This is a genomic window from Neisseria viridiae (assembly GCF_962747995.1).
In the GTDB taxonomy this organism is placed as follows: Bacteria; Pseudomonadota; Gammaproteobacteria; order Burkholderiales; family Neisseriaceae; genus Neisseria; species Neisseria viridiae.
Genome location: NZ_CAUJAJ010000002.1, coordinates 109,710 through 135,570 on the forward strand (window position 1 = coordinate 109,710; position 25,861 = coordinate 135,570).

Below are 25,861 nucleotides of genomic sequence, written 5' to 3' on the forward strand. Positions count from 1 at the left end.
TGTTGGAGATGCACTCACTGTGTGTTTGTTTTGGGGTAACTGTTTGTGCAATGCCGTCTGAAGCGGGTTCAGACGGCATTATGGTCAGTTCGCACTTTTTTCTGTTTTGAAACCGGTTTTTTTCTTGGGTAGGATGAAGCGCATCCGCAGCCCGTTTGGTTTGATGTTTTCGGCGATGATTTTTCCGCAGTGCTGTTCAATAATATGTTGGGTCAATGCAAGCCCCAGTCCCGTTCCGGGCTTGTTGGCACTGGAGTCGGCACGGTAGAAGGCGGTAAATATGTGGGGAAGCTGCATTTCGTCTACACCCGGTCCGTTGTCGGTAACGTCGATAATCCAGTGTTTGTGGTCTTGTCCGATGTTGATCAGGATGGTATTGCCTTCCGGGCTGTAATTGACAGCGTTGCGGATAACGTTGTCGAAGGCGCGGTACAGGTAACTTTCATTGGCATATAGGGTGGCGTTCTCGGGAATTTTCCCGTCGGCAGACAGGGTAACCGTTTGCCCGTTTTTCTGGGCAATGCTTTGGTTGTCTTCTACAAGGTTGCTTAGGAAGGGTAGGAGTTTCAGGTTTTCTTTTTCCAAAGCCATATTGGAGGTTTCGAGCCGGGACAAGGTTAAGAGTTCGCCGACCAGCGTATCCATGCGGGTCAGCTCGCCTTCGAGTCGTTTTAGGTATTGTTCCTGTTTTTGGGGTTGTGCCTGAATTAATCCGACAATTGCCTGCATGCGTGCAAGGGGAGAACGCATTTCATGGGAAACGTGGTGGAGCAGGTGGCGTTCTTTGGCGACAAGTTTTTCGAGTTTTTCCGCCATTTTGTCGAATTGGAGGGCAAGATGGGACAATTCGTCATCACGGTCGTCGACCTGTTGGGAGATGCGGGTTTCAAGTTCTCCGTTTGCCACCCTGTCCATGCCGTTGCCTAAGATTCTGATGGGTTTGGCAATGTTGCCGGCAAGGATATATGCCATCAGCAGTCCGACGATGATGATGAAGGAGAGGATGATGAATTCGTGCCAAATCGGGGCAAGCGGCAGGCCCGGGATAAACAGCGGGCTGGGCAGGCGTTGTGCCTGGCGGTTGTCCCAGCCTTTAATGAAGAACAGGTATTCTTCGCCGAAACGGTCGTATTCGATGCGGACAAGGTTGGAATGGGGGTTGTTGGCGGCAAACAGCCGGGCGCGTTCTATGGTGTAATTGTCGATATAGCGGTTTAAGATGTCTTTTTTCTCGTCGCCCTGTATGACGTAAACGGCGGATGAGACGGGGCTGTCTTTCCATTCGGTCAGGATTTCGCGTGCGCCGTTGTCGCCCCGTGTCTTGAATGCGGAAATAATGCTGCCCATCAATGTGGTTTCGATGGTGCGGCGTTGGTTGAACTGGTTTTCGGCAAGGGTGTTCTGCACCAGCCAAAAAGAAAAACTCGCCACAAAGATTGCGCAGACGATAACCGCGCAAAATGTGGCGAAAATGCGTTGGAACAGTTTCATTTGCCCGCTGCTTCAGTTTTTGACAAACAGGTAGCCCAAGCCGCGTACGGTTTGAATCAGGGAGGCATCGCCCAGCTTGTGCCGGATGCTGGAAATGTGCACGTCGATGCTGCGGTCGAATTTTGCCAGCTTGCGGTCGAGTGCTTCGACGGACAGGGTTTCTTTGCTGACTACCTGTCCGGCATGGCGCATCAGGACTTCGAGCAGGTTGAATTCGGTGCTGGTCAGTTCGAGCGGAGTATCTTTGACGGATGCCTGGCGTTTGGCGGGGTACAGGACGACATCGCTGACGGAGATGCTGTTGGGTGCGTTGTTTTGTTCGCCGCTGTGTTGTGTACGGCGGAGGATGGCATTGATGCGTGCCAAGAGTTCGCGTGGTGTGCAGGGTTTGGGGACATAGTCGTCCGCACCCATTTCCAAGCCGATGATGCGGTCGATGTCGTCGCCTTTGGCGGTCAGCATGATGATGGGGACGGTGCTTTGGGCGCGTACGTTTTTCAAGACATCCAAGCCGTTCATTTTGGGCATCATGGAATCCAATACGACTACATCGTATTGCCCGCTCAGGATTTCCTGTACGCCTGCTTCGCCGTCGGGAACGCTGTGGACGTTCAGACCTTCGGCGCTCAGGTATTCGGTCAGCAGTTCGGTCAGCAGGGCATCGTCATCTACGAGTAATACGCGGCTCATGGTGTTTCCTTTTCCGTGGTGGTATGCGCCCGCTAGGTTTGGGACGGGCATGAAACAAGTGTCTAACGGTTTATCTTAACACGGCTGCAATGTTTTTTGATAGCGTATTTTTCTGCGTGTTTGCTGTTTTTTGCAATGCTTTGCAAGGGTCTTTATATTTCAGACGGCATACGCATCCGCCGGCGCGGGTCATTTGCAGGGTTTTGCTTCCGGATGACCGGGCGCGGCGGCGAAGGCTTTGCAGTCTTTGAGCAGTTCGGGCAGCAGCGGCGCCCATACGGGCAGTTTGCGGATTTCGTCGGCGTATCGGGGCATCAGGTAGGGGTAATAGGACTGCGTCGCCCGCATCCATTGTTTTGCTTCTGCAACTTTGCCTTGCCGCATCAGGTAGAGGGCGATGCGGTAGGTGGCGGAGTAGGGGCGGTATTTTAGTGCTTTGAGGGTTGCTTCTTCCACCCAAGTCTGGGTTTCGGGGTATTCCGGCAGGGCGAAGTTTACGAGGGAGAAGTCGGCATAAAAGGACAGCATCGGACTGTTTGCGGAAATATAGCGCAGTTCGTTGATTTTCCGGTTGAGGGTTTTGGCACTGTCGTCAGTGGCGGGGGAAAAGGCGTTAACCATCCGGGTGTATGTCCAGTCCAAGTGCAGCAATCCTGCGAATATGGCGGCGGAGGCGGTTAGTATGCCGAGATTGGCGGCTTTTTTGAAGGCGATGCCGTCTGAAGCCTCTGCGGGGGACAGGAAGAGCATCAGTCCGAAGGGGATGAGGAAATAGACATACCACAAAGGATATTCGAGCATACTGTGGCACATGCTGACGGCAAGCGTGCAGATCAGGAAAAGCGATGCGGGGGTCAGGGGGCGTTTCAGCAGCCCGGCAATGCCCGTCAGCAGGGTTGCGGCAACCAGAAGCGTGCCGCTGATTCCCATCTCTGCAAGGAGTTGGAGGACGATGTTGTGGGAATGGGTGAACAAGTTGCTGAGGAGGTTGTCGTGTATGGTGTGCTGTTCGGCATTGATGAGGAAGGTTTGTTGGGCAAAACTGTTCCAGCCGTGCCCGAATATCGGGGCGGACTGGAAGGCGGCAAGGGCTTTGCGCCATTCGATTTGGCGCGGCAAGTCTGTGAAACCGCCGTTGGCAACGCGTTCGACGGCAGTTTCGTAGCGGATGCCGGTAAAGGTTTCCAGAATGGTGTTCATGGAAAATTGGAACAGCGCGGTAAGGAATACGGCTGCGGCTATGCCGAGCATCGTCCGCCTGTTGGATTTGTCCGAACGGAAATACCAGAAGGGAAGGATGAGGGCGATGGCGGCTATGTAGGTCAAGATGGTGCGCGAATTGACCAAACCTAAAACGGCGGTCTGCATAATCAGGCAGATTGCGCCGAGGGCGGCGGGGATTTTTCGTTGTCCGTTGAGGTAGGCGGCGGCGAGTATGCCCCACATCAGGTAGTGTCCGAGGTTGTTGCGCTGCCCGATGTGTCCGATTACGCCTTGCCCGCTGTAAACAATGATGTTTTGAAGCAGGGGGGTGTTTTCCCAGCCGGCAAACTGGATGACGACGATGCAGGATTGAAGCAGGGAGCCGATAAGCAGAGACCAGGCAAACAGGGTCACGATGCGTTCTTGTCCGTAGTGTGCGACCAAGCTCCGGCAGACCCACGCGCTGACGGCGAGCAAGATGAAAATCCAAGAGACGATGTCGTTCATACCGGGGTAAATCAGGTTCATCAGGCGTGCCTGAAGATACCAAAACGCCGCCATTGCAAACAGAAGGAAGCTGATGGCGGGGATTTTGACATCAAACAGCTTTTTTCCTGCCGTGAGGAACAACAGGACAATCAGGCCGGCTGCGGCGGCGGCATCGTGGTAAAAGTCGGGCGACGGTTCCAGCCTGAGCGCGAAGGTAAAGGGGACGATGCCTATCCAAAGGAAACAGGGCAATAGGTAAATCGGCAGTTTGGCGGCGGGGCGCGCGCCGGATACGGTCGTTTCAGCGGGCATTGTTTGTTTCCTTGTATTGTTTGACGAACGACAGGCAGGATATGAAGAAGATGATGCTGAATACTGAGGAAAGCGCGGCGCAAATCTGTTCTGCCGGATAGGCGTTGAACAGGCGCATGACGGCTTCGGCAAAATAAATCAGAATCAACATGGAGCTATATTGGTAGGTGTAGATTTTTTTCTTCAGGATGCCTGAAAGCGGCAGGCAGAGGGGCAGGGTTTTTAACGCAAGCCACGAACCGCCCGGGCGTAACGGTGCAATCCATAATTCCCAAGAAAGGGATAGGGCAATCAGTGCAATCAGGCTGAAGGAGGCAAGGAAGTAAGCGGTTTGTTTGTTCACGGCGGACTTTACGGTTTAAGGGCAGATAAGGGGGAGCGGCATCCCAAATCCTGCAACATGGAAACGGTTTCATAAACAGGCAGCCCCATAATGCCGCTGAAGCTGCCTTCGATAGATTGGATAAAGATACCGCCTATGCCTTGCACGGCGTAGGCACCGGCTTTATCCATCGGTTCGCCGCTTTGTACATAGGCGGAAATTTCTTCCGAACTCAGGGGCTTGAAGGCGACGTGGTTGGTTTGGAGGCAGTTTTTCGCATTGCCGCGATAGTGGATATGGACGGATGTCAGGACGGTATGCCTGGTGCCCGACAGCAGTTTTAGGAATTTGACCGCTTCGGCTTGGGAGCGGGGTTTACCTAATATAATGCCGTCTGAAACAACGCAGGTATCCGCTGTAATCAAGGGAAAGTCAGGCATTGCGCCGTTGGTTTCGAGAAACAGGGTCAAAGCCGTCTGATTTTTTTCTGCCGCCATTCTTTGAACGTAACAGGCAGGTGTTTCATCGGCTTTAACGGCTTCATCGATATCGGCAGGCAGTTTGATGACATGGTAGCCTAACTGCGTCAGGATCTGCATCCTGCGCGGGCTGTTCGAACCTAAGTAAAGGGTGTTCAAAGGGGTTCCTTAATCTGCGGCGAAGGGCTTGGGTTTCAGACGGCATAAGGTCAGGCTTCTGCCGGAGGCTGTATGTCGCCATCCTGTTCTGAGCGTGGCGTGAAAAAGCGTCCGAACCAAATACCTGCTTCGTATAGGAGAATCAGTGGAATGGCAAGTAGGGTTTGTGAGATGACATCGGGCGGTGTGATGACTGCGGCAATGACAAAAGCACCGACAATGACATAGGGGCGGGCATGTTTGAGCTGTCCGGTTGTTACCACGCCGATTTTGGTTAACAGGATAACGACGATGGGAACTTCAAAGGTTGTGCCGAACGCAACGAACATGCCTAAGATAAAGGACAGGTATTTGTCGATGTCTGTCGCCATATTGACGCCGACAGGGGTAACGCCGGCAAGGAATTTGAAAATGACGGGAAAAACCAGAAAATAGGCAAACGCCATGCCGATGAAAAACAGGCTGACGCTTGAGAGGACAAGCGGGGTAATCAGGCGTTTTTCGTTTTGATAGAGTGCGGGGGCGACAAATGCCCAGATTTGGTAGAGCGTATGCGGCAGCGAAATTAAAAATGCCGCCATCAGGGTAACTTTGACCGGCACGAAAAATGGTGCGATGACGTCGGTGGCAATCATGCTGGTGTCTTTTGGCAGGTTTGCCATCAGCGGGTCGGCGATAAAAGTATAGAGTTGTTGGGCAAACGGCATTAGGCCGAAAAAACAGACGAGAATGCCCACAACCGTCCACATCAGGCGGCGGCGCAGCTCGATGAGATGCTCGACAAGCGGTTGGACGGGTTGTTCGTTTTGTGTTTCGGACACCGGATTGCCCTCTTTATGATTTACGGACGCGCAATTTAGGTTTGGCGCGGGATTTAGGACGCAAATCGCGTTTGCGGCTTATGGCCTGTTTGCGCAGCGAAGTAGTATGCGGAACAGGGGTTTCAACAGCAGCGGTATCGATATAGCTGACTTCCACGGTCTGTGCGGCAGGCGAAGAAGGTGCGGTCAGGTATTCGCGCCATGCGCGGTCTTTATCGGTTTCCGAAGGTTCGGCTGTACTGCCGGTTTGCCCGTCGTTCCCAAGGGGTTCGGCGGAAGTATCGGAACGTTCAGACGGCATAACGTCGGAAATGCCGTCTGATACGGTGTTTGCCGTATCGGGAAGGGGATTGCCGCCTTCATCAACGCCGAAATCGGCAGGTGTCCGCTGTTCGGGTAGTTTGTCCCATGGTTTCAGCCCGTCGGAAATGTCGTGCAGATTACCCTCCATATCCGTACCGGTTTCTTTGATGCTGTCTCGAACCTGAGCGGCGGCAGCTTCGAATTCTTGCTTTGCCTTCCTCAGTTCTTCCAGTTCGATTTGAGTGTCAAATTCCTGTTTGACGCTTCCGACAAAGCGTTGCAGCCTGCCGATGAGCCTTCCGGCAGTGCGGGCGGCTTCGGGCAGGCGTTCTGGACCAAGGACAATCAGGGCGATAACGCCGACCAAAATCAGCTCGCCCAAACCGAAATCAAACATACGTTATGCTTTGTCTTCGTCTTTTTTGTGTTCGATTACATCGTCTTTTTCGGCATTTTTGCCATCGGTGCCTTCATTCAGGCCTTGTTTGAAATCGTGTACTGCGCCGCCGAGGTCTTTGCCGACGTTGCGCAGTTTTTTGGTGCCAAATATCAAAACGACGATGATTAATACGATAATCCAGTGCGTCAGAGAAAAACTGCCCATGATGTATCCTTAAGTAAGTATTAGGGGTTGATTGTGAAATAACGGTTTATACGGGTGTACCCATGATGTGTATATGCAGGTGGAAGACTTCTTGTCCGCCGCCTTTGCTGGTATTGATTAGGGTTTTAAAGCCGTCGGTCAGTCCCGAAGCTTTAGCGATTTCGGGAACTTTCAACATCATTTTGCCCAATAGCTGCTGATGTTCGGGCGCGGCGTGTGCCAACGAATCGAAATGGACTTTGGGAATCAGCAGCAGATGAACCGGAGCGGCGGGGTTGATGTCTTTGAAACAAACCATTTCGCCGTCTTCATAGACGGTTTGCGCCGGAATCTCTTTGGCGGCAATTTTACAGAAAATACAGTTGTCCATAACGGCTCCGATGCCGTCTGAAAGGCGGTCAGACGGATTGAATGTGGGAAAGTGCGGATTGTAATATAAATTCAAGATTCTGTGCGAGCGGCTTTTTCGGCCAAGCCCGACAAACCTTGACGGTGCGCAAGTTCGTCCAGTACGTCTTCCGCCTTCAGGTCGTGGTGTGTCAGAAGAATCATGGTGTGAAACCATAAGTCGGCAACTTCGTAAACCAGGTGGGACGGGTCTTTGTCTTTGGATGCCATTAATACTTCGCCCGCCTCTTCAATGACTTTTTTCAGAATTTTGTCCTCGCCCTTGTGCAGGAGCTGTGCGACGTAAGATTCGGACGGGTCGGCGGATTTGCGCTGGATGATGGTTTGTTGGATGGCGGATAGTACGGAATCTCCCATGATTTTCCCTCTGTTTGTTTCTGTTTGTTCGGAATAATAGGCTAAACGGCTGCCCTCGGGCAATACGCCTGTTGCGTTTCGTTGGAAAAATGCCGTCTGAGCGTTTCAGACGGCATTTGTGCTGTTGCAAATATAATTTGCTTACAGGTTTGGATTCACAATAATTTTAACGGCGGATTCGTTGTTGTGGATCAGACGCTCGAAGCCTTCGGAAACCAGTTCGTCCAGCTTGATGCGCTGGGTGATAAAGGGTTCGAGGTTGATTTTGCCTTCTTCAACCAGTTTGATGGTTTCGGCGTGGTCGTTGCAGTAGGCGATGGTGCCGCGCACGTCTAGCTCTTTCATCACGACGCTGTGGACGTTGACGGTGGCGGGGTGACTCCAGATGGATACGATAACCAAGTTGGCGGCAGGTTTGCAGGCTTCGACCAAAGTATCCAACACTTTGTTCACGCTGGTACATTCGAATGCCACGTCCACGCCTTCGCCATTGGTCAGTTTTTTCACTTCTTCGACAACATCGACTTCGGACGGGTCGAGGATGTAGTCGGCAACGCCGGATTCGCGCGCTTTGTCTTTGCGTGCTTTACTCAACTCGGTAATGATGACTTTGATGCCTTTGGCTTTCAACACGGCAGCCAACAGCAAACCGATCGGACCTGCGCCGCCAACCAATGCGACATCGCCTTCTTTCGCGCCGCTGCGTACATAGGCGTGGTGTCCGACAGACAGCGGTTCGATCAAAGCGGCTTGATCCAACGGGATTTTGTCGGAAATCGGATGCACCCAACGACGTTTGACGGCGATTTTTTCGGACAGACCGCCGCCGCAGCCGCCCAAGCCGATAAAGTTCATGTCTTTGGAGAGGTGGTAGTTGCTGCCCGGACCGGTCGGTACGTCGTCGTGTACGATGTAAGGCTCGACAACGACGTGTTGACCGACTTTGATGTCGTCTACGCCTTCGCCGACGGCATAGACCACGCCGGAGAACTCGTGTCCCATCGTGACGGGAGCGGACTCGCCGGAAATCGGGTGCGGATGACCGCAGGGCGGGATGAAAATCGGACCTTCCATGAATTCGTGCAGGTCGGTACCGCAGATGCCGCACCAGGCGACATTGATGCCGACGGTGCCGGGGGCGACGGCCGGTTCGGGGATGTCTTCGATGCGGATGTCGCCTTTATCGTAAAAACGTGCTGCTTTCATTGTAACGCTCCTTGTTTTCAAGTAGGAATGCCGTCTGAAAAATGTCGGACGGCGGTTGAAATGGGAATGGCGTGAAGAAGCCTGACCGTTTCCGGTTGAATCTGTTTAGATGTTATTTTACTACAAGAGACGTGTTTAAGCACGCGGAAGGCTTTCTGTTTGCGTCAGGTCAAATAATGATGCCGTCTGAAAACCGAATCGGCTTCAGACGGCATTTATATCGTAACGGTCGGATTGGGTAGGTTGGCGTACCTGTCCGGTTTTCGGTTTGGCAAACCGTTTTTTTGTCGGGTTCAGTGTTTTCTGATAGGCGGTTGCGGCATCGGATTTGCCCAGCCCTGCCAGCACGCGGATATGCTCGGCAGCAGATTGTGCCAGAGGTTCAAGGGTGTAGCCGCCTTCGAGTACGGATACGATTTTGCCGGGGCAGCCCGATGCCGTCTGAATGATTTTGTGTGTCAGCCAGGCAAAATCCGCCTCGTGCAGGTTGAGCCTGCCCGATTCGTCCAGACGGTGTGCGTCGAATCCTGCCGACAGCAGTACCAGTTCGGGTTTGAATGCGGCAAGCCGGGGCAGCCACTGTTTGCGGACGGCTTCGCGGAATGTGCGGCTGCCCGTTCCCGGCGGCAAGGGCAGGTGCACCATATTGCCGCCGTCGGGCATATCGTTGTTTTCGGGGAAGGGGAAAAGGTCGGTTTCAAACAGGTTGAAAAACAGGATGCGCGGATCGTCTTTGAATATTTCTGCCGTACCGTCGCCGTAGTGGACATCGAAATCGATGACGGCAATGCGTTTCAGGCGGTATTCGGCAATGGCATGCATGGCACCGGCGGCAACGTTGTTCAGCAGGCAGAATCCGCCGGCTTTGCCGCTTTTCGCGTGATGCCCCGGAGGGCGGGCGGCGCAAAAGGCATGCCATGCTTTGCGTTTCATGACCATATCGACTGCCTGAACTGCCGAACCGGCGGAAAAACGGGCGGCAGACAGGGAGTTTTTGCTGATAACGGTGTCGTCGTCCAAACGGCAAATCTTGCCGTCTTCGGGTAGGCAAGATTCCAAACGGTTCAGATATTTGCTCGAGTGGACAAGTGCAAGGCGCGTATCGCTGATTTCTTCCGCCTCTACGGTTTGGAGGTGCTGCCAAATACCGGCGCGGCGCAATGCCTGCTCGATGCAGAGGATGCGGTCGGGCGAATCGGGATGGTTTGCTCCGGGTTCGTGTCCGGTGCAGGCGGGGTGGAAAAGCCAGGCGGTCTGGGCGTTTTTGCCCAAAAAAAGGCGCAGCAGGGCGTAGAGTTTCAGGAACAGGCGGGTTAGCGGCATGGGTTCGGGAAAGGGGTTGCAGACGGCATACGGTTGGGTATGGGCAGCAAACCCGATATATTGTTTACGGTCTTATGCTATTATATACCCCGCTCGATTTTCAACCATATTAGAAAGAACGGATAAATTATGAATCAAGCTGTTGCACAATTTGCTCCTTTGGTGTTGATTATGGTGGTGTTCTACTTCCTGATCATGCGCCCCCAACAAAAGAAATTCAAAGCGCATCAGGCAATGCTTGCCGCCTTAAAAGCTGGCGACAAAGTGGTCTTGGCGGCAGGTTTGAAGGGTAAGGTAACCAGAGCCGGCGAACAGTTTTTTACCGTGGATATCGGACAGGGTACAAAAATCGAGGTCGAAGTGGAACGCAATGCGATTGCCTCAAAAGTCGATTGATTTGTGCCGACAAGCCGCATCGGGAAAGCCCGAATGCGGCACTTTGTTTTGAATTCCAACCGAAGGCTTGACCATGTTCCGACACGCAGGGCGGCATATTCAGGATGCCGCCTTCCGGTCTTGCTTGGCTGGGAAGGGGTTTTGCCTCTTCTGAAATAGCCCGATTCCGACACCACCGAAAGGGTGGGGTTCCAACCATTAAGGAACAATGATGAACCGTTATCCTTTATGGAAATATCTGCTGATTGTGTTCACGATTGCGGTTGCCGCAGTGTATTCGCTGCCCAACCTATTCGGCGAAACACCCGCCGTGCAGGTATCGACCAACCGACAAGCTATCATCATCAACGAACAGACTCAATCCAAAGTGGATGCCGCGCTGCAAAACGCGGGTATTCAGACCGACGGAATGTTTGTTGTGGACAATTCACTGAAAGTGCGTTTCAAAGACACCGAAACGCAGCTTAAAGCGCGCGACGTCATCGAAAACACTTTGGGCGAAGGGTATATTACCGCGCTCAACCTGTTGGCGGACAGCCCCGAATGGATGGCGAAAATCAAAGCCAATCCGATGTTTTTGGGTTTGGACCTGCGCGGCGGCGTGCATTTCACCATGCAGGTCGATATGAAAGCGGCGATGCAGAAAACGTTTGAGCGTTATTCGGGCGACATCCGCCGCGAACTGCGCCGCGAAAAAATCCGCAGCGGTACGGTACGCCAGACTGAAAACAGTCTGACCGTCCCTTTGCAGGATGCCGGTGATGTGCAAAAGGCACTGCCGCAGTTGCGCAAGCTGTTTCCTGAAGCAACGCTGAATTCAGACGGCAGCAATATCGTCTTGACGCTTTCGGAAGAGGCGGTCAATAAAGTGCGTTCCGATGCGGTCAAACAGAACATCACTACCCTGCACAACCGTGTGAACGAGTTGGGCGTGGCCGAACCTGTCATCCAGCAGTCCGGTGCCGACCGTATCGTCGTGCAGCTTCCGGGCGTTCAGGATACTGCCAAGGCAAAAGACATCATCGGCCGTACCGCGACTTTGGAAGTCCGCATGGTGGAGGACGATCCTGCCAAGTTGCGCGAGGCATTGGAAGGCAACGTGCCGAGCGGTTATGAGCTGCTTTCAAGCGGCGGGGAGCATCCCGAAACTCTGCTAATCAGCAAACAGGTCGAGCTGACGGGCGACAACATCAACGATGCGCAACCGAGTTTCGACCAAATGGGCGCACCTGCCGTCAGTCTAAGCTTGGACAGCGCGGGTGGCAGCATTTTTGGCGAACTGACTGCCGCAAATGTCGGCAAACGCATGGCGATGGTTTTGATCGACCAAGGAAAATCCGAGGTTGTAACCGCGCCGGTTATCCGTACTGCCATTACCGGCGGACGCGTGGAAATTTCCGGCAGTATGACGACAGCCGAAGCCAACGATACTTCGCTGCTGCTGCGTGCCGGTTCTCTTGCCGCGCCGATGCAGATTGTCGAAGAACGCACCATCGGCCCGTCTTTGGGTAAGGAAAACATTGAAAAAGGTTTCTACTCTACCTTGTGGGGCTTCGCCGCCGTTGCCGTGTTTATGGTGGTTTACTACCGCCTGATGGGTTTCTTCTCTACCATTGCCTTGAGTACCAATATCTTGTTCTTGATAGGTATTTTGTCGGCATTGCAGGCGACGCTGACCCTGCCGGGCATAGCCGCGCTGGCCCTGACCTTGGGTATGGCGATTGACTCCAACGTCTTGATCAACGAGCGTATCCGCGAGGAACTGCGTGCCGGTGTTGCACCGCAGCAGGCCATCAACCTCGGTTTCCAACACGCTTGGGCAACCATCGTCGATTCCAACCTGACTTCGCTGATTGCCGGTATCGCATTGTTGGTATTCGGTTCCGGTCCGGTACGCGGTTTTGCGGTTGTGCACTGTATCGGTATTCTGACTTCGATGTATTCGTCCGTGGTCGTGTTCCGTGCTTTGGTCAACCTGTGGTACGGCCGCCGCCGCAAATTGCAGAACATTTCCATCGGTTCGGTGTGGAAGCCGGAAGCCGGAATGGCAGCAGGCAAGGAGTAAAACATGGAATTATTTAAAATCAAGCGCGATATTCCGTTTATGGGCTACGGCAAACTGACGACCTTTATTTCGCTGCTTACGTTTATCGCCGCCGTATTCTTTCTGGTGACCAAAGGCCTGAATTTCTCCGTCGAATTTACCGGCGGTACGGTGATGGAAGTCCAATACCGGCAGGGTGCGGATGTCAATAAGATGCGCGACCGCCTCGATACGCTGAAAATGGGCGATATACAGGTTCAGGCATTGGGTACGAACAAGCACATTATGATCCGCCTGCCGAACAAAGAAGGCGTAACTTCCGCCCAATTGTCCAACCGGGTGATGGATTTGCTGAAAAAAGACAATCCCGACGTTGCCTTGCGCCAAGTCGAATTTATCGGCCCTCAAGTTGGTGAGGAATTGGTAAGTAATGGATTGATGGCTTTAGGTTTTGTCGTTATCGGCATCATTATTTACCTGTCGATGCGTTTTGAATGGCGTTTTGCCGTATCTGCCATTATCGCCAATATGCACGATATCGTGATTATTCTCGGCTGTTTCGCCTTCTTCCAATGGGAATTTTCGCTGACCGTGTTGGCAGGTATTTTGGCCGTATTGGGCTATTCCGTGAACGAATCCGTCGTCGTCTTTGACCGTATCCGTGAAAACTTCCGCAAGCCGGCGATGCGCGGACATACCGTGCCAGAAGTCATCGACAACGCGATTACCGCAACGATGAGCCGCACCATCATTACCCACGGTTCGACTGAGGCGATGGTCGTATCCATGCTGGTGTTCGGCGGTGCGGCCTTGCACGGCTTTTCTATGGCGTTGACCATCGGCATCGTGTTCGGCATTTATTCTTCCGTATTGGTTGCCAGCCCGCTCTTGCTGATGTTCGGTTTGAGCCGCGACAATATCGCTAAGGAAGCGAAACAGAAGGAAGAAATTGTGGTCTGATGTCAAATGCCGTCTGAAACCGGAAGATGTCTCCGTTTTCAGACGGCATTTCGCCGACATCGCAAAATATCGTGCAGAACAGCAAAAATTGTGTGATAATGCGCCGTTCCTGTTTCAGGAATAGGGAGTTTGCCGTTGTCGAGGCTTGGCAAACTTGTCCGAATCCCATTTGGGGTTCTTTTTATTTTTCGGAGTTTTTCCATTATGGCACTGACCGTAGAACAAAAAGCACAAATCGTTAAAGATTTCCAACGTAAAGAAGGCGACACCGGCTCTTCTGAAGTACAAGTCGCCCTGTTGACTTTCCGCATCAACGACCTGACCCCCCACTTCAAAGCCAACCCCAAAGACCACCACAGCCGTCGCGGCCTGTTGAAAATGGTCAGCCAACGCCGCCGTTTGTTGGCATATTTGCGCCGTACCCAGCCCGATACGTATCGCGCGTTGATTACCCGCTTGGGTCTGCGTAAATAATTGCGCTTTTCGACAATTGCGCTTTTCGGCACCGCCCAGAAAAATGGGCGGTGTTTTCTTTTCTGTTGCTTTCCGACAAGCTCAAACCTATATTTATTGCCCGAAAACCGCATAAACTAATATAATACAAAGTTCTTTGGAATCCTGTTCCATTTCATGCTGCCCGTGCGCTTCACAAGAGTTTCAGACGGCATCAGACGTTGCGACTCCCGCCAGCAATCAAACAGCTTTTTATCACCCATTCGAAAATCCGTTTTGCCGGTACTCGTCTTTTTATTGGAGTATTGCCATTATGACCGCAACCACTGCGTCTTCAGCCAAACCTTATCTGCAAATCCAAGGCTTGGTGAAAAAGTTTGGTGACAATTACGCTGTCGATAACATCGACTTGGACATTTATCAACACGAAATCTTCGCCCTTTTGGGCAGTTCCGGCAGCGGAAAATCCACGCTGCTGCGTATGCTGGCGGGTATGGAAAGCCCCAATCAGGGCAAAATCATCCTTGACGGTCAGGATATTACCAAGCTTGCACCCTATGACCGCCCCATCAATATGATGTTTCAAAGCTATGCCCTGTTCCCGCACATGACCGTGGAGCAGAACATTGCCTTTGGATTGAAACAGGACAAAATGCCTAAGGACGAAATCGCCGCACGTGTGGAAGAAATGCTGCGTTTGGTTCAGATGACCAAGTATGCCAAGCGCAAGCCTCATCAATTGTCTGGTGGTCAGCAGCAGCGCATCGCTTTGGCACGCAGTTTGGCAAAACGTCCGAAAATCCTGCTGCTGGATGAGCCCCTCGGCGCATTGGACAAGAAATTGCGCCAGCAAACCCAGCTTGAATTGGTCAACACGCTGGAGCAAGTCGGCGTAACCTGCATCATGGTCACGCACGACCAAGAAGAAGCCATGACGATGGCAACCCGTATTGCCATTATGTCCGACGGTCAGTTGCAGCAGGTCGGTACCCCCAGCGATGTGTATGACTATCCCAACAGCCGCTTTACTGCCGAGTTTATCGGAGAAACCAATATTTTTGACGGTGTCGTGATTGAAGATCATGCGGATTATGCCGTCATCGAATGCGAAGGTTTAGAAAACCACGTCCGCATCGATCATGGTTTGGGCGGTCCGAGCGAACAGGACCTGTGGGTCAGCATCCGTCCCGAAGACATCGATTTGTATAAAGAAAAACCCGAACATTTGGGTGATTACAACTGGGCGAAAGGCACGGTAAAAGAAATCGCCTATTTGGGCAGCTTCGCCATTTACCATATCAAACTCGCCAACGGCCGCGTTGTCAAAAGCCAAGTTCCCGCGCCCTACTGGTATGTACGCAACATTACACCGCCAACTTGGGACGAAACCGTGTATATCAGCTGGCCGGAAAACCAACCGACTCCGTTGTTCCGTTGATTTAAGGGGAATGCAATGAACCTTAATAAACTGAAAAACAAACTGTTCCGCCGCCCGGGTCAGCGCGCGGTCATAGCCGTGCCGTATATTTGGCTTTTGGTGCTGTTTCTGATTCCGTTCGCCATCGTGCTGAAAATCAGCTTTGCCGAACAAGAAATCGCCATTCCGCCGTTTACGCCGCTGACCAGCATCGATGAAGATTTAGGTCGTCTGAACATCGCCGTCAGCTATCAAAACTATGCCGATATTTTCCAAAATTTTTGGCATACCCTGAATCCGTTCGGCGACAGTGAAAACAGCAATATCTATCTGATGACCTATTGGTCTTCAATAAAAACTGCACTGACGACGACGGTGATTTGCCTGTTGGTCGGTTATCCGACAGCATATGCGATTTCCCGTGCCAATCCTTCTGTCCGTAATGGTTTGCTGCTTGCCATCATGTTACCTTTCTGGACATCGTTCCTGCTGCGCGTCTATGCGTGGATGGGCCTGCTCGGACATAACGGCATCGTCAACAATATGTTGATTAAAATGGGTATTATCAGCGAGCCTTTGGATTTGTTCTACAATGCCTTTTCGCTCAATTTGGTGATGGTTTATGCCTATCTGCCGTTTATGATTCTGCCGCTTTACACGCAGCTGGTGAAACTGGACAGCCGCCTGCTCGAAGCAGCTTCCGATTTGGGTGCGGGACCGGTCAAGTCGTTCTTGACGATTACCCTGCCTTTGTCGAAAACCGGCATTATTGCAGGTTCGATGCTGGTGTTTGTCCCCGCTGTCGGCGAGTTCGTCATTCCCGAGCTGGTCGGCGGTTCGGAAAACCTGATGATCGGTAAAGTCTTGTGGCAGGCATTCTTTGATCAAAACAACTGGCCGTTGGCTTCCGCCGTCGCCGTCGTGATGGTCGCGCTGCTGGTCGTGCCGATTGCCCTGTTCCAGCATTATGAAAACCGCGAATTGGAAGAAGGAGCCAAATAATGCAGAAATCCAAATTATCTTGGTTCTTGAAACTGATGTTGGCACTGTCGCTGGCGTTTCTGTATATCCCGCTGGTCGTTTTGGTTGTCTATTCGTTTAACGAATCCAAGCTCGTTACTGTTTGGGGCGGCTTTTCGACCAAGTGGTACGGCGCATTGCTGGAAAACGACACCATCTTGGAAGCTGCTTGGTTATCGCTGCGTATTGCCGTCGTGTCTTCACTTGCCGCCGTGGTTTTGGGTACGCTGGCGGGCTATGCGATGGCGCGTATCAAACGTTTCCGCGGCAGTACCTTGTTTGCCGGTATGATTTCCGCGCCTATGGTGATGCCCGACGTGATTACCGGTCTGTCTATGCTGCTGCTGATTATTCAGGTGCAGATGTTCCTGCAAGGTAGCGAATTGCTGCAATCGCTTTATTTTGATCGAGGCTTTTTCACTATTTTCTTAGGACATACCACGCTTTGCATGGCATACATTACCGTTGTTATCCGTTCGCGGCTGGTCGAGCTTGACCAGTCGCTCGAAGAAGCCGCAATGGATTTGGGTGCGCGTCCGCTGAAAATCTTTTTTGTCATCACTTTGCCTTTGATTGCCCCTGCCATTGCTTCAGGCTTCCTACTCGGCATTACCCTGTCTTTGGATGATTTGGTGATTACCTCATTCCTGTCCGGCCCCGGTTCTTCTACATTGCCGCAGGTGATTTTCTCCAAAATCAAGCTGGGTCTCGATCCTCAGATGAATGTCTTGGCAACCATCCTGATCGGCATCATCGGAACATTGGTCATCATCGTTAATTATTGGATGATGAGGCAGGCAACCAAGCGCGACCGTGAGGCAGCGGAAGCCTACCGCCAAGAAAAATTGGCTGCCGAGAAAGCAAATTAATTAATAAGGCAGGCTGACCGCATGACTGGGTCAGCCTGTTTTCTTAAAGTAATTTCCCGTTCAGACGGCATGGTACGGCAAACCATATCATGCCGTCTGAAAATATACCTGATAAAGTAAACATAATGATTCGTCCTGATTTTCAAGAATATCTGCCTTCTTATTATTTTAGTTCGGTTAATCCTCATACTGTTTATCCGAAACTTCAATGCCGTCTGAAAACCGAAACCTGCATTATCGGTGGCGGTTTGAGCGGTTTGTGTACCGCATTGCCGCTGGCGGAACACGGACATGAAGCCGTCGTTTTGGAAGCCGCGCGTATCGGTTTCGGCGCATCGGGACGGAGTGGCGGGCAGGTTATCAGCGATTACGCCTGCGGTATGGGGGAAATTGAAAAACAGGTCGGCTTGGAGCAGGCGCAATGGTTTTGGCAACAGTCTTTGCAGGCGGTCGAACTGGTGGACGAACGCGTCCGCAAACATGCCATTGATTGCGATTGGCAGCGCGGTTATGCCACGGTTGCCGTCCGTTCGCAGCATTGGGAAGAGTTGCAGCAGTGGCATGAGCATGCCCAACGGCATTACGGTGCGAGTCATTATCAACTTTGGGATAACACTGAACTGAAGCAGCAACTCGACAGCGATATGTACCAAGGCGCACAGTTCGATCCCTTGTCCGGGCATCTTCATCCACTCAATTACACTTTGGGCATCGCCCGCGCCGCTGCCGAAGCCGGCGCGCAGATTTTCGAGCAGTCCCCGATGACGCGTATCGAACCGCATCAAAACGGTTGGCTGGTTTACACGCCCGAAGGTAGCGTCGAGTGCAAAAATGTGGTCTATGCCGTCAATACCTATGCCGGTTTGAACCCGATATTCAAGCCTTTGGAGCGCAAGGCGATTGCCGTCAGCACCTTTATTATTGCCACCGAACCCTTGGGCGCGCGCGCAAAAGAGCTTATCCGCAACAATATGGCAGTATGCGACAACCGCCATATTTTGGACTATTACCGCCTCAGCGCGGACGGCAGGCTGCTTTTCGGCGGTAAGGATAACGAGTTTATCGACGATCCCGCGCGTATGACCGAGCTTGTCCGCCAAGATATGCTTAAAGTTTTTCCGCAGCTTGGCGATGTCGGAATCGAATATTCATGGGGCGGGGAGTGCGATATTACCGCCAACCTTGTCCCGCATTTCGGACGTTTGGCCGCGAATGTTTTTTATGCGCAAGGTTATTCCGGCCATGGTATGGCAATAACGAGTATTGCAGGTTTGGCGGTTGCAGAAGCAATTTTAGGGGACGAATGCCGTCTGAAGCCGTTTGAGCAGTTGCGCCAGCCGAATATCATCCTCCAACCGTTTTTGAGAAAGCTCGGTTCTTTCCTCGGCTCGAAATATTATCAGTGGAAAGACAGCCGTTAAGCGTTGCAGGCAGTATGTTTATCCATCGGCGGCAAACGTGAAAAATGCCGTCTGAAACCCGATTTTCAGGTTTCAGACGGCATTTCGCATTAATGCGGGCGGCGTGTTTATTTTCCGCGCATCAGTTCAAAGAAATCATCATTGTTTTTAGAGGCTTTGATTTTTCCGATTAAAAATTCGGCTGCCTCGATTTCATCCATCGGGTGCAGGAATTTGCGTAAGAGCCACATACGTTGTAACTGGTCGTTCGGGACAAGCAGCTCTTCGCGGCGCGTGCCGGATTTGTTGATGTTGATGGCGGGGAAGAGGCGTTTTTCCGCCATACGGCGGTCAAGATGCAATTCCATATTGCCGGTGCCTTTGAATTCTTCGTAAATCACATCATCCATACGGCTGCCGGTTTCAACCAATGCGGTGGCGATGATGGTCAGCGAACCGCCTTCTTCCACGTTGCGCGCCGCGCCGAAGAAACGTTTGGGACGATGCAGTGCGTTGGCATCGACACCGCCGGTCAGGATTTTGCCCGAGGTAGGCACGACGGTGTTGTAGGCGCGGGCAAGGCGGGTAATCGAATCCAGCAGGATGACCACATCTTTTTTGTGTTCTACCATACGCTTGGCTTTTTCAAGCACCATTTCGGCAACTTGGACGTGGCGTTGCGCCGGCTCGTCAAAGGTGGAGGAAACCACTTCGCCTCGGACGGAGCGGCTCATTTCGGTAACTTCTTCGGGACGCTCGTCAATCAAGAGGACGATGAGCTCGACTTCAGGATAGTTTGCGGTAATGGCATGGGCAATATTTTGCAGCATCACGGTTTTACCGCTTTTGGGCGGGGCAACCAAGAGGGCACGCTGACCTTTGCCGATGGGGGAAATCAGGTCGATGGCACGTCCGATAAGGTTTTCTTCAGACTTTAAATCGCGTTCCAGTTTTAACTGTTGGGTCGGAAACAGAGGAGTCAGGTTTTCAAACAGGATTTTATGGCGGCATACTTCTGGGTGGTCGCCGTTGATGGTATCAAGCCTGACCAGGGCAAAATAGCGTTCGTTGTCTTTAGGGACGCGCACGCTGCCTTCGATGGTGTCGCCCGTATGCAGGTTGAAGCGGCGGATTTGGGTGGGCGAGACATAGATGTCGTCGGGTCCGGCAAGATAGGACGTGTCCGCGCTGCGGAGGAAACCGAAACCGTCGGGCAGGATTTCGAGTGTGCCGGAGCAGGTAAAACTCTCGCCTTTTTTCATCATTTGACGGACGATGGCAAAAACCAAGTCTTGCTTGCGGAAACGGTTGGCATTTTCGATAGCGTGTTCTTCTGCCAACTCTAAAAGTTTGGAAATGTGCAGGGTTTGTAATTCAGAGACGTGCATAATAATGATATATAGAAGAGGAAAAGACGGGCGGATGCCGTCTGAAAGAAGAAGCTGACCGTTGCCGGTTGCTCGGAGAAAGGGGGAATTGTAGGCAGTCAGCGTGCAGGTGTCAAATATTATCTCAGGCGGGGTTAGCCTTTATCGGCAGGATATATCGCTTGAGTAAAGTTGTTTGGAAAAATACCCCCGAGCTTTTCAGGCTTGGGGGTATGGGCATTGATTATTTATTCAATTCATCAGCCAAATACAGCCAGGTTTCGATGACGGTATCCGGATTCAGGGAGACGCTTTCTATGCCTTCTTCTACCAGCCATTTGGCGAAGTCCGGATGGTCTGACGGGCCTTGACCGCAGATGCCGACATATTTGTTCTGCTTGCGGCAGGCGGAGATGGCAAGATGCAGCATCACTTTGACGGCAGGGTTGCGTTCGTCGAAGGATTCGGACACCAAGCCGCTGTCGCGGTCAAGGCCGAGGGTCAGCTGGGTCATGTCGTTAGAGCCGATGGAGAAGCCGTCGAAGTATTGCAGGAATTGTTCTGCCAATACAGCGTTGCTTGGCAACTCGCACATCATGATCAGGCGCAAGCCGTTTTTGCCGCGTTCCAGACCATTTTCTTTCAGAGCTTTAACAACGGCTTCGGCTTCGCTCAAAGTGCGGACGAACGGAATCATGATTTCAACGTTGGTCAGACCCATTTCGTCACGGACGCGTTTCAAGGCTTTGCACTCGAGGGCGAAGCAGTCTTTGAAACTTTCGGCGACATAACGAGCTGCGCCGCGGAAGCCCAGCATCGGGTTTTCTTCGTGCGGTTCGTAAATGCTGCCGCCGACCAAGTTGGCGTACTCGTTGGATTTGAAGTCGGACATACGGACGATGGTTTTACGCGGGTAAACCGATGCGGCCAATGTTGCCACGCCTTCTGCGATTTTATCGACGTAGAAGTCGACAGGGGACGCATAGCCGACGATGCGGCGGGTAATTTCCGCTTTCAATTCGTCGTCTTGTTTGTCAAATTCCAACAAGGCTTTGGGGTGGATACCGATTTGGCGGTTGATGATGAATTCCATGCGTGCCAGACCGATGCCTTCGCTCGGCAGATTAGCAAAGCTGAATGCGAGCTCGGGGTTACCGACGTTCATCATTACTTTTACAGGTGCTTTAGGCATGTTGTCCAAAGCAACATCGGTAATTTGTACGTCCAGCAGGCCGGAGTAGATGAAGCCGGTATCGCCTTCGGCACAGGATACGGTAACTTCTTGACCGTTTTTCAGCAATTCGGTTGCATTGCCGCAGCCGACAACGGCAGGAATGCCCAGTTCGCGCGCGATAATCGCCGCGTGGCAGGTGCGGCCGCCGCGGTTGGTAACGATGGCGGAAGCACGTTTCATCACGGGTTCCCAATCCGGATCGGTCATGTCGGTAACCAGTACGTCGCCGGCTTCGACGGAATCCATCTCGGAAGCATCTTTAATCAGGCGTACTTTACCCTGTCCGACTTTCTGACCGATGGCGCGGCCTTCGCACAAGACGGTTTTTTCGCCGTTGATAGAAAAGCGGCGCAGGTTGCGGCTGCCTTCTTCCTGGGATTTGACGGTTTCGGGACGGGCTTGCAGGATGTAGAGTTTGCCGTCCAAGCCGTCGCGTCCCCATTCGATGTCCATCGGGCGGCCGTAGTGTTTTTCGATGGTCAGTGCGTAATGCGCCAACTCGGTGATTTCTTCGTCGGTAATGGAGAAGCGGTTGCGGTCTTCCTCGGGGACATCGACGTTGGTTACGGATTTACCGGCTTCTGCTTTGTCGGTAAAAATCATTTTGATGTGTTTCGAGCCCATGGTTTTGCGCAGGATGGCAGGTTTGCCTGCTTTCAGCGTGGGTTTGAACACATAGAATTCGTCGGGATTGACTGCGCCTTGTACGACGTTTTCGCCCAGGCCGTAGGATGAAGTGACAAAGACGACTTGGTCGTAACCGGATTCGGTATCGAGGGTGAACATCACGCCGGACGCGCCGCTGTCGGAACGCACCATGCGTTGAACGCCGGCGGACAGGGCGACGATGTCGTGTTCGAAGCCTTTATGGACGCGGTAGGAAATGGCGCGGTCGTTGTACAGGGAGGCGAATACATGGTGCATCGCTTCTTTAACGTTTTCCAAGCCGTTGATGTTCAAGAAGGTTTCCTGTTGGCCGGCAAATGATGCGTCCGGCAGGTCTTCGGCAGTTGCGGAAGAGCGTACGGCGACGGAAATGTCCGTACCGCCGGCATCTGCGACCATTTTGTTCCATGCCGCTTCGATTTCGGCATCGAGCTGTTCGGGGAAGGGCGTATCCAAAATCCATTGGCGGATTTTTTTGCCGACGCGTGCCAGTTCGGCAACGTCTTCGACATCCAATTTTGCCAGTGCGGCGGAAATGCGTTCGCTCAGACCGTTGTGTGCGAGGAATGCGCGGTAGGCTTCGGCCGTGGTGGCAAAGCCGCCGGGGACGCGAACGCCTTTTTCGGTCAGCTGACTGATCATTTCGCCCAGCGAGGCGTTTTTACCGCCCACGCGTTCAACATCTGTCATACGCAGGTTTTCAAACCAGATTACGTAGTTGTCGGCCATTTGTGTGTCCAATCCAAAATATGTTAAAAAAGAAACAAATCCGCGTGCTTATTTTAAGCGATTCGTTCCTCTGCTGTCATGTGTTTTATCCGTTTTAAAATCATGATGCCGTCTGAAAAATTGCGGTTTCGGCGTGTGTAGCGGTTTGAAACTTGCAGCCGGTATGTTTCTTTTTTTTGGGTATTTTCTTTGTAAAACAGATGGTTTGAATAGGTTAATGTTTTTTCTGTTTAATTTTTTTGTTTATTTTTTAAAATTTTATGCCAAAAAATACTTTATCTAAATAATTTTATTTCAAAATTATATTGTGTCTGTTTGGGTGTAATCCGAGGTAGGCGTGCTGCGGGTGCTTTCCTTGTGTCTGCCGCTGCTGTTATGATGGGGTTTTTAACCTGTGTTTTAAGGATGGAAGATGAGCAGTCCGCGCCATGTGTTTTACATTTCCGACCGTACCGGTCTGACTGCCGAGAATATCGGCGAGGCTTTGCTGAACCAGTTTGGCAATCTGTCGTTCAAACGCCATACGCACCCGTTTGTCGATACGCCGGAAAAGGCGCGCGCGGTGGTGGAGAAGGTCAATCGGAGCCGGCAGGAAAACGGTCAGCGTCCGATTGCGTTTGTCAGCGTGGTCAATGACGAAATCCGTGAAATCATCAAACAGGCAGACGCTTTCCACATCAATTTTTTTGAAACCTTCCTCGGGCTTTTGGAGAAGGAACTCAACACTGAGGCGGTTGCCGCCGAGCAGGGGCATCACAGTATCGGCAATACGAAGCGTTACGATGCGCGTATGGAGGCGGTCAATTTTTCTTTGAACCACGATGACGGGATCAGCGATAAGAACCTTCAGGAAGCGGATGTAATCTTGATGGGTGTATCGCGTTCGGGCAAAACGCCGACCTGCCTGTATTTGGCGTTGCAATACGGCATCCGGGCAGCCAACTATCCGTTGATTCCCGATGATTTGGAATCCAGTGATTTGCCGCGTATGGTCAAACCTTACAAAGACAAGTTGTTCGGCCTCACCATTCAGCCCGAACGCCTGCAGGCCATCCGCCAAGAACGCCGCCCGAATTCAACTTATGCCAAAATTGATACATGCCGCAGCGAGGTGGCAGACGCGCAGAGTATGTTCAGACGGCATGGGATTCCGTTTGCGAATACGACGGATAAATCGGTGGAAGAGCTTGCCGTACACATCCTTCAGGCGTGCAAGTTGAAGCGTAGATTCTGATGCGGTATCGGGATTGTACCTGAATGTGGGAAATGCCGTCTGAAAGGTTTTCAGACGGCATTTTTATACCTGTTTTTTGTTAAGGCAGCCGATTAGTTCGATCGGTGTGGCGATGCGGTAGTCGGGTTGCCATGAGTCGGTATCGTCTTCATCTGAGATGTAGCCCCATTCGGCGAGGACGGTTGTCATACCGGCGTTGCGCCCCGCCTGTATATCGCGTTCCGCGTCGCCGACGTAGAGTGTGTGTTGCGGGTCGGCGTGGATTTGTCCGCACGCATACAGCATGGGTTTGACGCTGGGCTTGGGCTCGCCGCAGGTGTCGCCGCTGACGACGACGGCAGGTGGGATGATGAAGCCGAGTTTGGGGACGAGTTTGTCGGTGAAGCGCATGGGTTTGTTGGTGATGATGCCCCATTTGATGCCGCGTTTTCCGAGTTCGGCGATGAGTTCGTTTACGCCGCCGAAGAGGGTGGTGTCTTGGGCGTAGCGGCTGTCGTATTCGTCAAGGTATTCGGTGCGCCATCGGGTGTAGTCGGTGTGGTCGGGGGTGATGCCTGCGCCGAGCTTGAGCAGTCCTGCTGCGCCGTGGCTGGCTTGGTTGCGGATTTCGTCCATGCTTTTTTCGGGCAGTCCGTGGCGGGCGAGCAGGGTGTTGAGTGCGCCGCCGAGGTCTAGGGCGGTGTCGGCGAGCGTGCCGTCGAGGTCGAACAATACGGCTTGTATCATGTGTTTTCCTTTTTTATAAAGTGCGGGACTGAAGGGTTTCAGACGGCATGTTTATTTTGTTTCAAACCCTGCTCGAAATCTTCCAGCATATCCAATTCGAAGCGGCTGAAGCCCGCTTTTTCCCGCGCTTCGATGTTGACATAGCCGCGGAAGATAAACATATCGTAACGGGCAATCAGGCTGCGGAACAGGGTAATCGGTTCCAAACCGCGTTCGCGGCAGAGGTGTTGATACCAATGGTTGCCGATGGCGACATGACCCACTTCGTCGCGGTAAATGATGTCCAACACGCCGCAGGTTCCCGAATCGCCGCGCTGTTCCACCTTCGCGCGTATCCCCGGCGTAACGTCCAGCCCGCGCGCTTCCAATACGCGCGGCACCAACGCCATGCGCAACAGCGGGTCGTAGGCGGTTTTGTACGCCATATCCCACAAATGGTTGTGCGCCTCGAAACTGCCGTAATCGAAGCCGAAAGCGCGCAGCCGTTCGCGCATCAGGCGGAAGTGGTACACCTCTTCCTTCGCCACTTTCACCCAGTCGCGGACAAACTGAAACGGCAGCGTGCGGAAACGGTATGCCGCGTCCAAAGCCAGATTGACGGCATTGAACTCGATATGCGTAATCGCGTGCAGCATTGCCGCATAGCCTTCTGCCGTGTTCATTTTGCGCGGGGTCAGTTGCGACGGCGCGACCAAAACAGGCTTGTCCGGTCGTCCCGCGCGGGGGAAATCTGCCGGCGGCGCGTTTGCTTCCGCCCCGTCCGCATTTTGAACGGCGGCAAACGCCTCATCCGTCAGCCGTCCTTTTTCATCGGGGTCGCCCGAAAGCAGGGCGCGTTCCAGCAAAGCATAAATATCGGGTTTCATCTCAAGTCCGCCGTGTTCGGAAAACGAATATTATAGCGTTTAAAAAAAACAAGATGAGGCATATAATCTCCGCGATTCGGCATTCCGCGCCCAAACCGTCAAATATAGTGGATTAACAAAAACCAGTACGGCGTTGCCTCGCCTTAGCTCAAAGAGAACGATTCTCTAAGGTGCTGAAGCACCAAGTGAATCGATTCCGTACTATTTGTACTGTCTGCGGCTTCGTCGCCTTGTCCTGATTTTTGTTAATCCACTATAACGCGGCACACAATTAAAGGGCGGCGTGGCGCGCCTGCCTTTTCCGGGTGGTCAA

26 protein-coding genes are annotated in these 25,861 nt (G+C 52.5%); 10 read left to right on the forward strand and 16 right to left on the reverse strand.

What is annotated here, in order from left to right:
- Positions 1 to 84: 84 nt before the first annotated feature.
- From misS to Q9J79_RS02475, 12 genes are all read right to left on the reverse strand, one after another.
- Positions 85 to 1,491: a two-component system sensor histidine kinase MisS gene (gene misS, locus Q9J79_RS02420; protein ID WP_301912446.1), complete on the reverse strand. Its 1,407-nt coding sequence runs from the start codon at positions 1,489 to 1,491 to the stop codon at positions 85 to 87.
- 12 nt (positions 1,492 to 1,503) lie between these two features.
- Complete coding sequence (misR, locus tag Q9J79_RS02425; protein ID WP_301912447.1) at positions 1,504 to 2,181, reverse strand: two-component system response regulator MisR; 678 nt, start codon at positions 2,179 to 2,181, stop codon at positions 1,504 to 1,506.
- Between the two features lie 189 nt (positions 2,182 to 2,370).
- Positions 2,371 to 4,185 (reverse strand): PglL family O-oligosaccharyltransferase, encoded by a 1,815-nt coding sequence (locus Q9J79_RS02430; protein ID WP_301912448.1) that lies wholly within the window; start codon positions 4,183 to 4,185, stop codon positions 2,371 to 2,373.
- Positions 4,175 to 4,528, reverse strand: a complete 354-nt coding sequence (locus Q9J79_RS02435; RefSeq protein WP_301912449.1) for a DUF2069 domain-containing protein — start codon at positions 4,526 to 4,528, stop codon at positions 4,175 to 4,177. Before Q9J79_RS02435 ends, Q9J79_RS02430 begins: the two co-directional genes overlap by 11 nt.
- An 8-nt stretch (positions 4,529 to 4,536) precedes the next feature.
- Positions 4,537 to 5,145 carry a Maf family nucleotide pyrophosphatase gene (locus Q9J79_RS02440; RefSeq protein ID WP_301912450.1) on the reverse strand — a complete coding sequence of 203 codons (609 nt, stop codon included), beginning with the start codon at positions 5,143 to 5,145 and terminating at the stop codon, positions 4,537 to 4,539.
- Between the two features lie 50 nt (positions 5,146 to 5,195).
- Positions 5,196 to 5,966 (reverse strand): twin-arginine translocase subunit TatC, encoded by a 771-nt coding sequence (gene tatC / locus Q9J79_RS02445; protein ID WP_003675750.1) that lies wholly within the window; start codon positions 5,964 to 5,966, stop codon positions 5,196 to 5,198.
- A 13-nt stretch (positions 5,967 to 5,979) separates the two neighbouring features.
- Entirely contained in the window at positions 5,980 to 6,666 is a 687-nt protein-coding gene (tatB, locus tag Q9J79_RS02450) for a Sec-independent protein translocase protein TatB (RefSeq protein WP_301912451.1), read from the reverse strand.
- Between the two features lie 3 nt (positions 6,667 to 6,669).
- Entirely contained in the window at positions 6,670 to 6,873 is a 204-nt protein-coding gene (gene tatA, locus Q9J79_RS02455; protein WP_301912452.1) for a Sec-independent protein translocase subunit TatA, read from the reverse strand.
- A 46-nt stretch (positions 6,874 to 6,919) separates the two neighbouring features.
- Entirely contained in the window at positions 6,920 to 7,243 is a 324-nt protein-coding gene (locus Q9J79_RS02460; protein ID WP_301912515.1) for a histidine triad nucleotide-binding protein, read from the reverse strand.
- Between the two features lie 71 nt (positions 7,244 to 7,314).
- Positions 7,315 to 7,638, reverse strand: coding sequence for a phosphoribosyl-ATP diphosphatase (locus Q9J79_RS02465; protein WP_301912453.1), 324 nt, complete (start codon positions 7,636 to 7,638; stop codon positions 7,315 to 7,317).
- Positions 7,639 to 7,779: 141 nt separating this feature from the next.
- Complete coding sequence (locus tag Q9J79_RS02470; protein WP_301912454.1) at positions 7,780 to 8,844, reverse strand: 2,3-butanediol dehydrogenase; 1,065 nt, start codon at positions 8,842 to 8,844, stop codon at positions 7,780 to 7,782.
- Between the two features lie 204 nt (positions 8,845 to 9,048).
- Positions 9,049 to 10,167: a histone deacetylase family protein gene (locus Q9J79_RS02475; protein WP_301912455.1), complete on the reverse strand. Its 1,119-nt coding sequence runs from the start codon at positions 10,165 to 10,167 to the stop codon at positions 9,049 to 9,051.
- Between the two features lie 129 nt (positions 10,168 to 10,296).
- On the opposite strand from Q9J79_RS02475, the gene yajC reads away from it, so the two are divergent.
- From yajC to Q9J79_RS02520, 9 genes are all read left to right on the forward strand, one after another.
- Complete coding sequence (yajC, locus tag Q9J79_RS02480) at positions 10,297 to 10,563, forward strand: preprotein translocase subunit YajC (RefSeq protein ID WP_301912456.1); 267 nt, start codon at positions 10,297 to 10,299, stop codon at positions 10,561 to 10,563.
- Positions 10,564 to 10,774: 211 nt separating this feature from the next.
- Complete coding sequence (gene secD / locus Q9J79_RS02485; protein ID WP_301912457.1) at positions 10,775 to 12,628, forward strand: protein translocase subunit SecD; 1,854 nt, start codon at positions 10,775 to 10,777, stop codon at positions 12,626 to 12,628.
- A 3-nt stretch (positions 12,629 to 12,631) separates the two neighbouring features.
- Positions 12,632 to 13,567, forward strand: coding sequence for a protein translocase subunit SecF (gene secF / locus Q9J79_RS02490; RefSeq protein ID WP_301912458.1), 936 nt, complete (start codon positions 12,632 to 12,634; stop codon positions 13,565 to 13,567).
- Complete coding sequence (locus Q9J79_RS02495; protein ID WP_003753973.1) at positions 13,557 to 13,691, forward strand: hypothetical protein; 135 nt, start codon at positions 13,557 to 13,559, stop codon at positions 13,689 to 13,691. Before secF ends, Q9J79_RS02495 begins: the two co-directional genes overlap by 11 nt.
- An 80-nt stretch (positions 13,692 to 13,771) precedes the next feature.
- Positions 13,772 to 14,041, forward strand: a complete 270-nt coding sequence (gene rpsO, locus Q9J79_RS02500; protein ID WP_002217790.1) for a 30S ribosomal protein S15 — start codon at positions 13,772 to 13,774, stop codon at positions 14,039 to 14,041.
- Positions 14,042 to 14,333: 292 nt separating this feature from the next.
- The gene (locus Q9J79_RS02505) at positions 14,334 to 15,458 is read left to right on the forward strand and encodes an ABC transporter ATP-binding protein (protein WP_301912459.1); all 1,125 of its coding nucleotides are present in this window, start codon (positions 14,334 to 14,336) and stop codon (positions 15,456 to 15,458) included.
- 15 nt (positions 15,459 to 15,473) lie between these two features.
- The gene (locus Q9J79_RS02510) at positions 15,474 to 16,439 is read left to right on the forward strand and encodes an ABC transporter permease subunit (protein WP_301912460.1); all 966 of its coding nucleotides are present in this window, start codon (positions 15,474 to 15,476) and stop codon (positions 16,437 to 16,439) included.
- Positions 16,439 to 17,326 (forward strand): ABC transporter permease subunit, encoded by an 888-nt coding sequence (locus tag Q9J79_RS02515; protein ID WP_107859323.1) that lies wholly within the window; start codon positions 16,439 to 16,441, stop codon positions 17,324 to 17,326. Before Q9J79_RS02510 ends, Q9J79_RS02515 begins: the two co-directional genes overlap by 1 nt.
- A 125-nt stretch (positions 17,327 to 17,451) precedes the next feature.
- A complete protein-coding gene (locus Q9J79_RS02520; protein ID WP_301912516.1) occupies positions 17,452 to 18,747 on the forward strand; it encodes an NAD(P)/FAD-dependent oxidoreductase in 1,296 nt (431 codons plus the stop codon).
- A gap of 107 nt (positions 18,748 to 18,854) precedes the next feature.
- Here the strand turns inward: Q9J79_RS02520 and rho are convergent, their stop codons facing one another.
- Entirely contained in the window at positions 18,855 to 20,114 is a 1,260-nt protein-coding gene (rho, locus tag Q9J79_RS02525; RefSeq protein WP_301912461.1) for a transcription termination factor Rho, read from the reverse strand.
- Positions 20,115 to 20,337: 223 nt separating this feature from the next.
- Positions 20,338 to 22,722, reverse strand: a complete 2,385-nt coding sequence (ppsA, locus tag Q9J79_RS02530) for a phosphoenolpyruvate synthase (RefSeq protein WP_301912462.1) — start codon at positions 22,720 to 22,722, stop codon at positions 20,338 to 20,340.
- A 412-nt stretch (positions 22,723 to 23,134) separates the two neighbouring features.
- Here ppsA and ppsR point away from each other — a divergent pair, with 412 nt between their 5' ends.
- Positions 23,135 to 23,956 (forward strand): posphoenolpyruvate synthetase regulatory kinase/phosphorylase PpsR, encoded by an 822-nt coding sequence (gene ppsR, locus Q9J79_RS02535; RefSeq protein ID WP_301912463.1) that lies wholly within the window; start codon positions 23,135 to 23,137, stop codon positions 23,954 to 23,956.
- Between the two features lie 63 nt (positions 23,957 to 24,019).
- Here the strand turns inward: ppsR and Q9J79_RS02540 are convergent, their stop codons facing one another.
- Together Q9J79_RS02540 and Q9J79_RS02545 are read right to left on the reverse strand one after the other, a co-directional pair.
- On the reverse strand, positions 24,020 to 24,682 hold the full coding sequence (locus tag Q9J79_RS02540; RefSeq protein WP_301912464.1) for an HAD family hydrolase: 663 nt from the start codon (positions 24,680 to 24,682) through the stop codon (positions 24,020 to 24,022).
- 38 nt (positions 24,683 to 24,720) lie between these two features.
- Complete coding sequence (locus tag Q9J79_RS02545) at positions 24,721 to 25,548, reverse strand: ferritin-like domain-containing protein (protein ID WP_301912465.1); 828 nt, start codon at positions 25,546 to 25,548, stop codon at positions 24,721 to 24,723.
- Positions 25,549 to 25,861: the final 313 nt, after the last annotated feature.

Coding starts and splice junctions, on each gene's coding strand:
- misS (WP_301912446.1), bottom strand. CDS start 1,491: ATGAAACTGTTCCAACGCATTTTCGCCACATTTTGCGCGGTTATCGTC.
- misR (WP_301912447.1), bottom strand. CDS start 2,181: ATGAGCCGCGTATTACTCGTAGATGACGATGCCCTGCTGACCGAACTG.
- Q9J79_RS02430 (WP_301912448.1), bottom strand. CDS start 4,185: ATGCCCGCTGAAACGACCGTATCCGGCGCGCGCCCCGCCGCCAAACTG.
- tatB (WP_301912451.1), bottom strand. CDS start 6,666: ATGTTTGATTTCGGTTTGGGCGAGCTGATTTTGGTCGGCGTTATCGCC.
- tatA (WP_301912452.1), bottom strand. CDS start 6,873: ATGGGCAGTTTTTCTCTGACGCACTGGATTATCGTATTAATCATCGTC.
- Q9J79_RS02460 (WP_301912515.1), bottom strand. CDS start 7,243: ATGGACAACTGTATTTTCTGTAAAATTGCCGCCAAAGAGATTCCGGCG.
- Q9J79_RS02465 (WP_301912453.1), bottom strand. CDS start 7,638: ATGGGAGATTCCGTACTATCCGCCATCCAACAAACCATCATCCAGCGC.
- Q9J79_RS02470 (WP_301912454.1), bottom strand. CDS start 8,844: ATGAAAGCAGCACGTTTTTACGATAAAGGCGACATCCGCATCGAAGAC.
- Q9J79_RS02475 (WP_301912455.1), bottom strand. CDS start 10,167: ATGCCGCTAACCCGCCTGTTCCTGAAACTCTACGCCCTGCTGCGCCTT.
- yajC (WP_301912456.1), top strand. CDS start 10,297: ATGAATCAAGCTGTTGCACAATTTGCTCCTTTGGTGTTGATTATGGTG.
- secD (WP_301912457.1), top strand. CDS start 10,775: ATGAACCGTTATCCTTTATGGAAATATCTGCTGATTGTGTTCACGATT.
- secF (WP_301912458.1), top strand. CDS start 12,632: ATGGAATTATTTAAAATCAAGCGCGATATTCCGTTTATGGGCTACGGC.
- rpsO (WP_002217790.1), top strand. CDS start 13,772: ATGGCACTGACCGTAGAACAAAAAGCACAAATCGTTAAAGATTTCCAA.
- Q9J79_RS02505 (WP_301912459.1), top strand. CDS start 14,334: ATGACCGCAACCACTGCGTCTTCAGCCAAACCTTATCTGCAAATCCAA.
- Q9J79_RS02510 (WP_301912460.1), top strand. CDS start 15,474: ATGAACCTTAATAAACTGAAAAACAAACTGTTCCGCCGCCCGGGTCAG.
- Q9J79_RS02515 (WP_107859323.1), top strand. CDS start 16,439: ATGCAGAAATCCAAATTATCTTGGTTCTTGAAACTGATGTTGGCACTG.
- Q9J79_RS02520 (WP_301912516.1), top strand. CDS start 17,452: ATGATTCGTCCTGATTTTCAAGAATATCTGCCTTCTTATTATTTTAGT.
- rho (WP_301912461.1), bottom strand. CDS start 20,114: ATGCACGTCTCTGAATTACAAACCCTGCACATTTCCAAACTTTTAGAG.
- ppsA (WP_301912462.1), bottom strand. CDS start 22,722: ATGGCCGACAACTACGTAATCTGGTTTGAAAACCTGCGTATGACAGAT.
- ppsR (WP_301912463.1), top strand. CDS start 23,135: ATGAGCAGTCCGCGCCATGTGTTTTACATTTCCGACCGTACCGGTCTG.
- Q9J79_RS02540 (WP_301912464.1), bottom strand. CDS start 24,682: ATGATACAAGCCGTATTGTTCGACCTCGACGGCACGCTCGCCGACACC.
- Q9J79_RS02545 (WP_301912465.1), bottom strand. CDS start 25,548: ATGAAACCCGATATTTATGCTTTGCTGGAACGCGCCCTGCTTTCGGGC.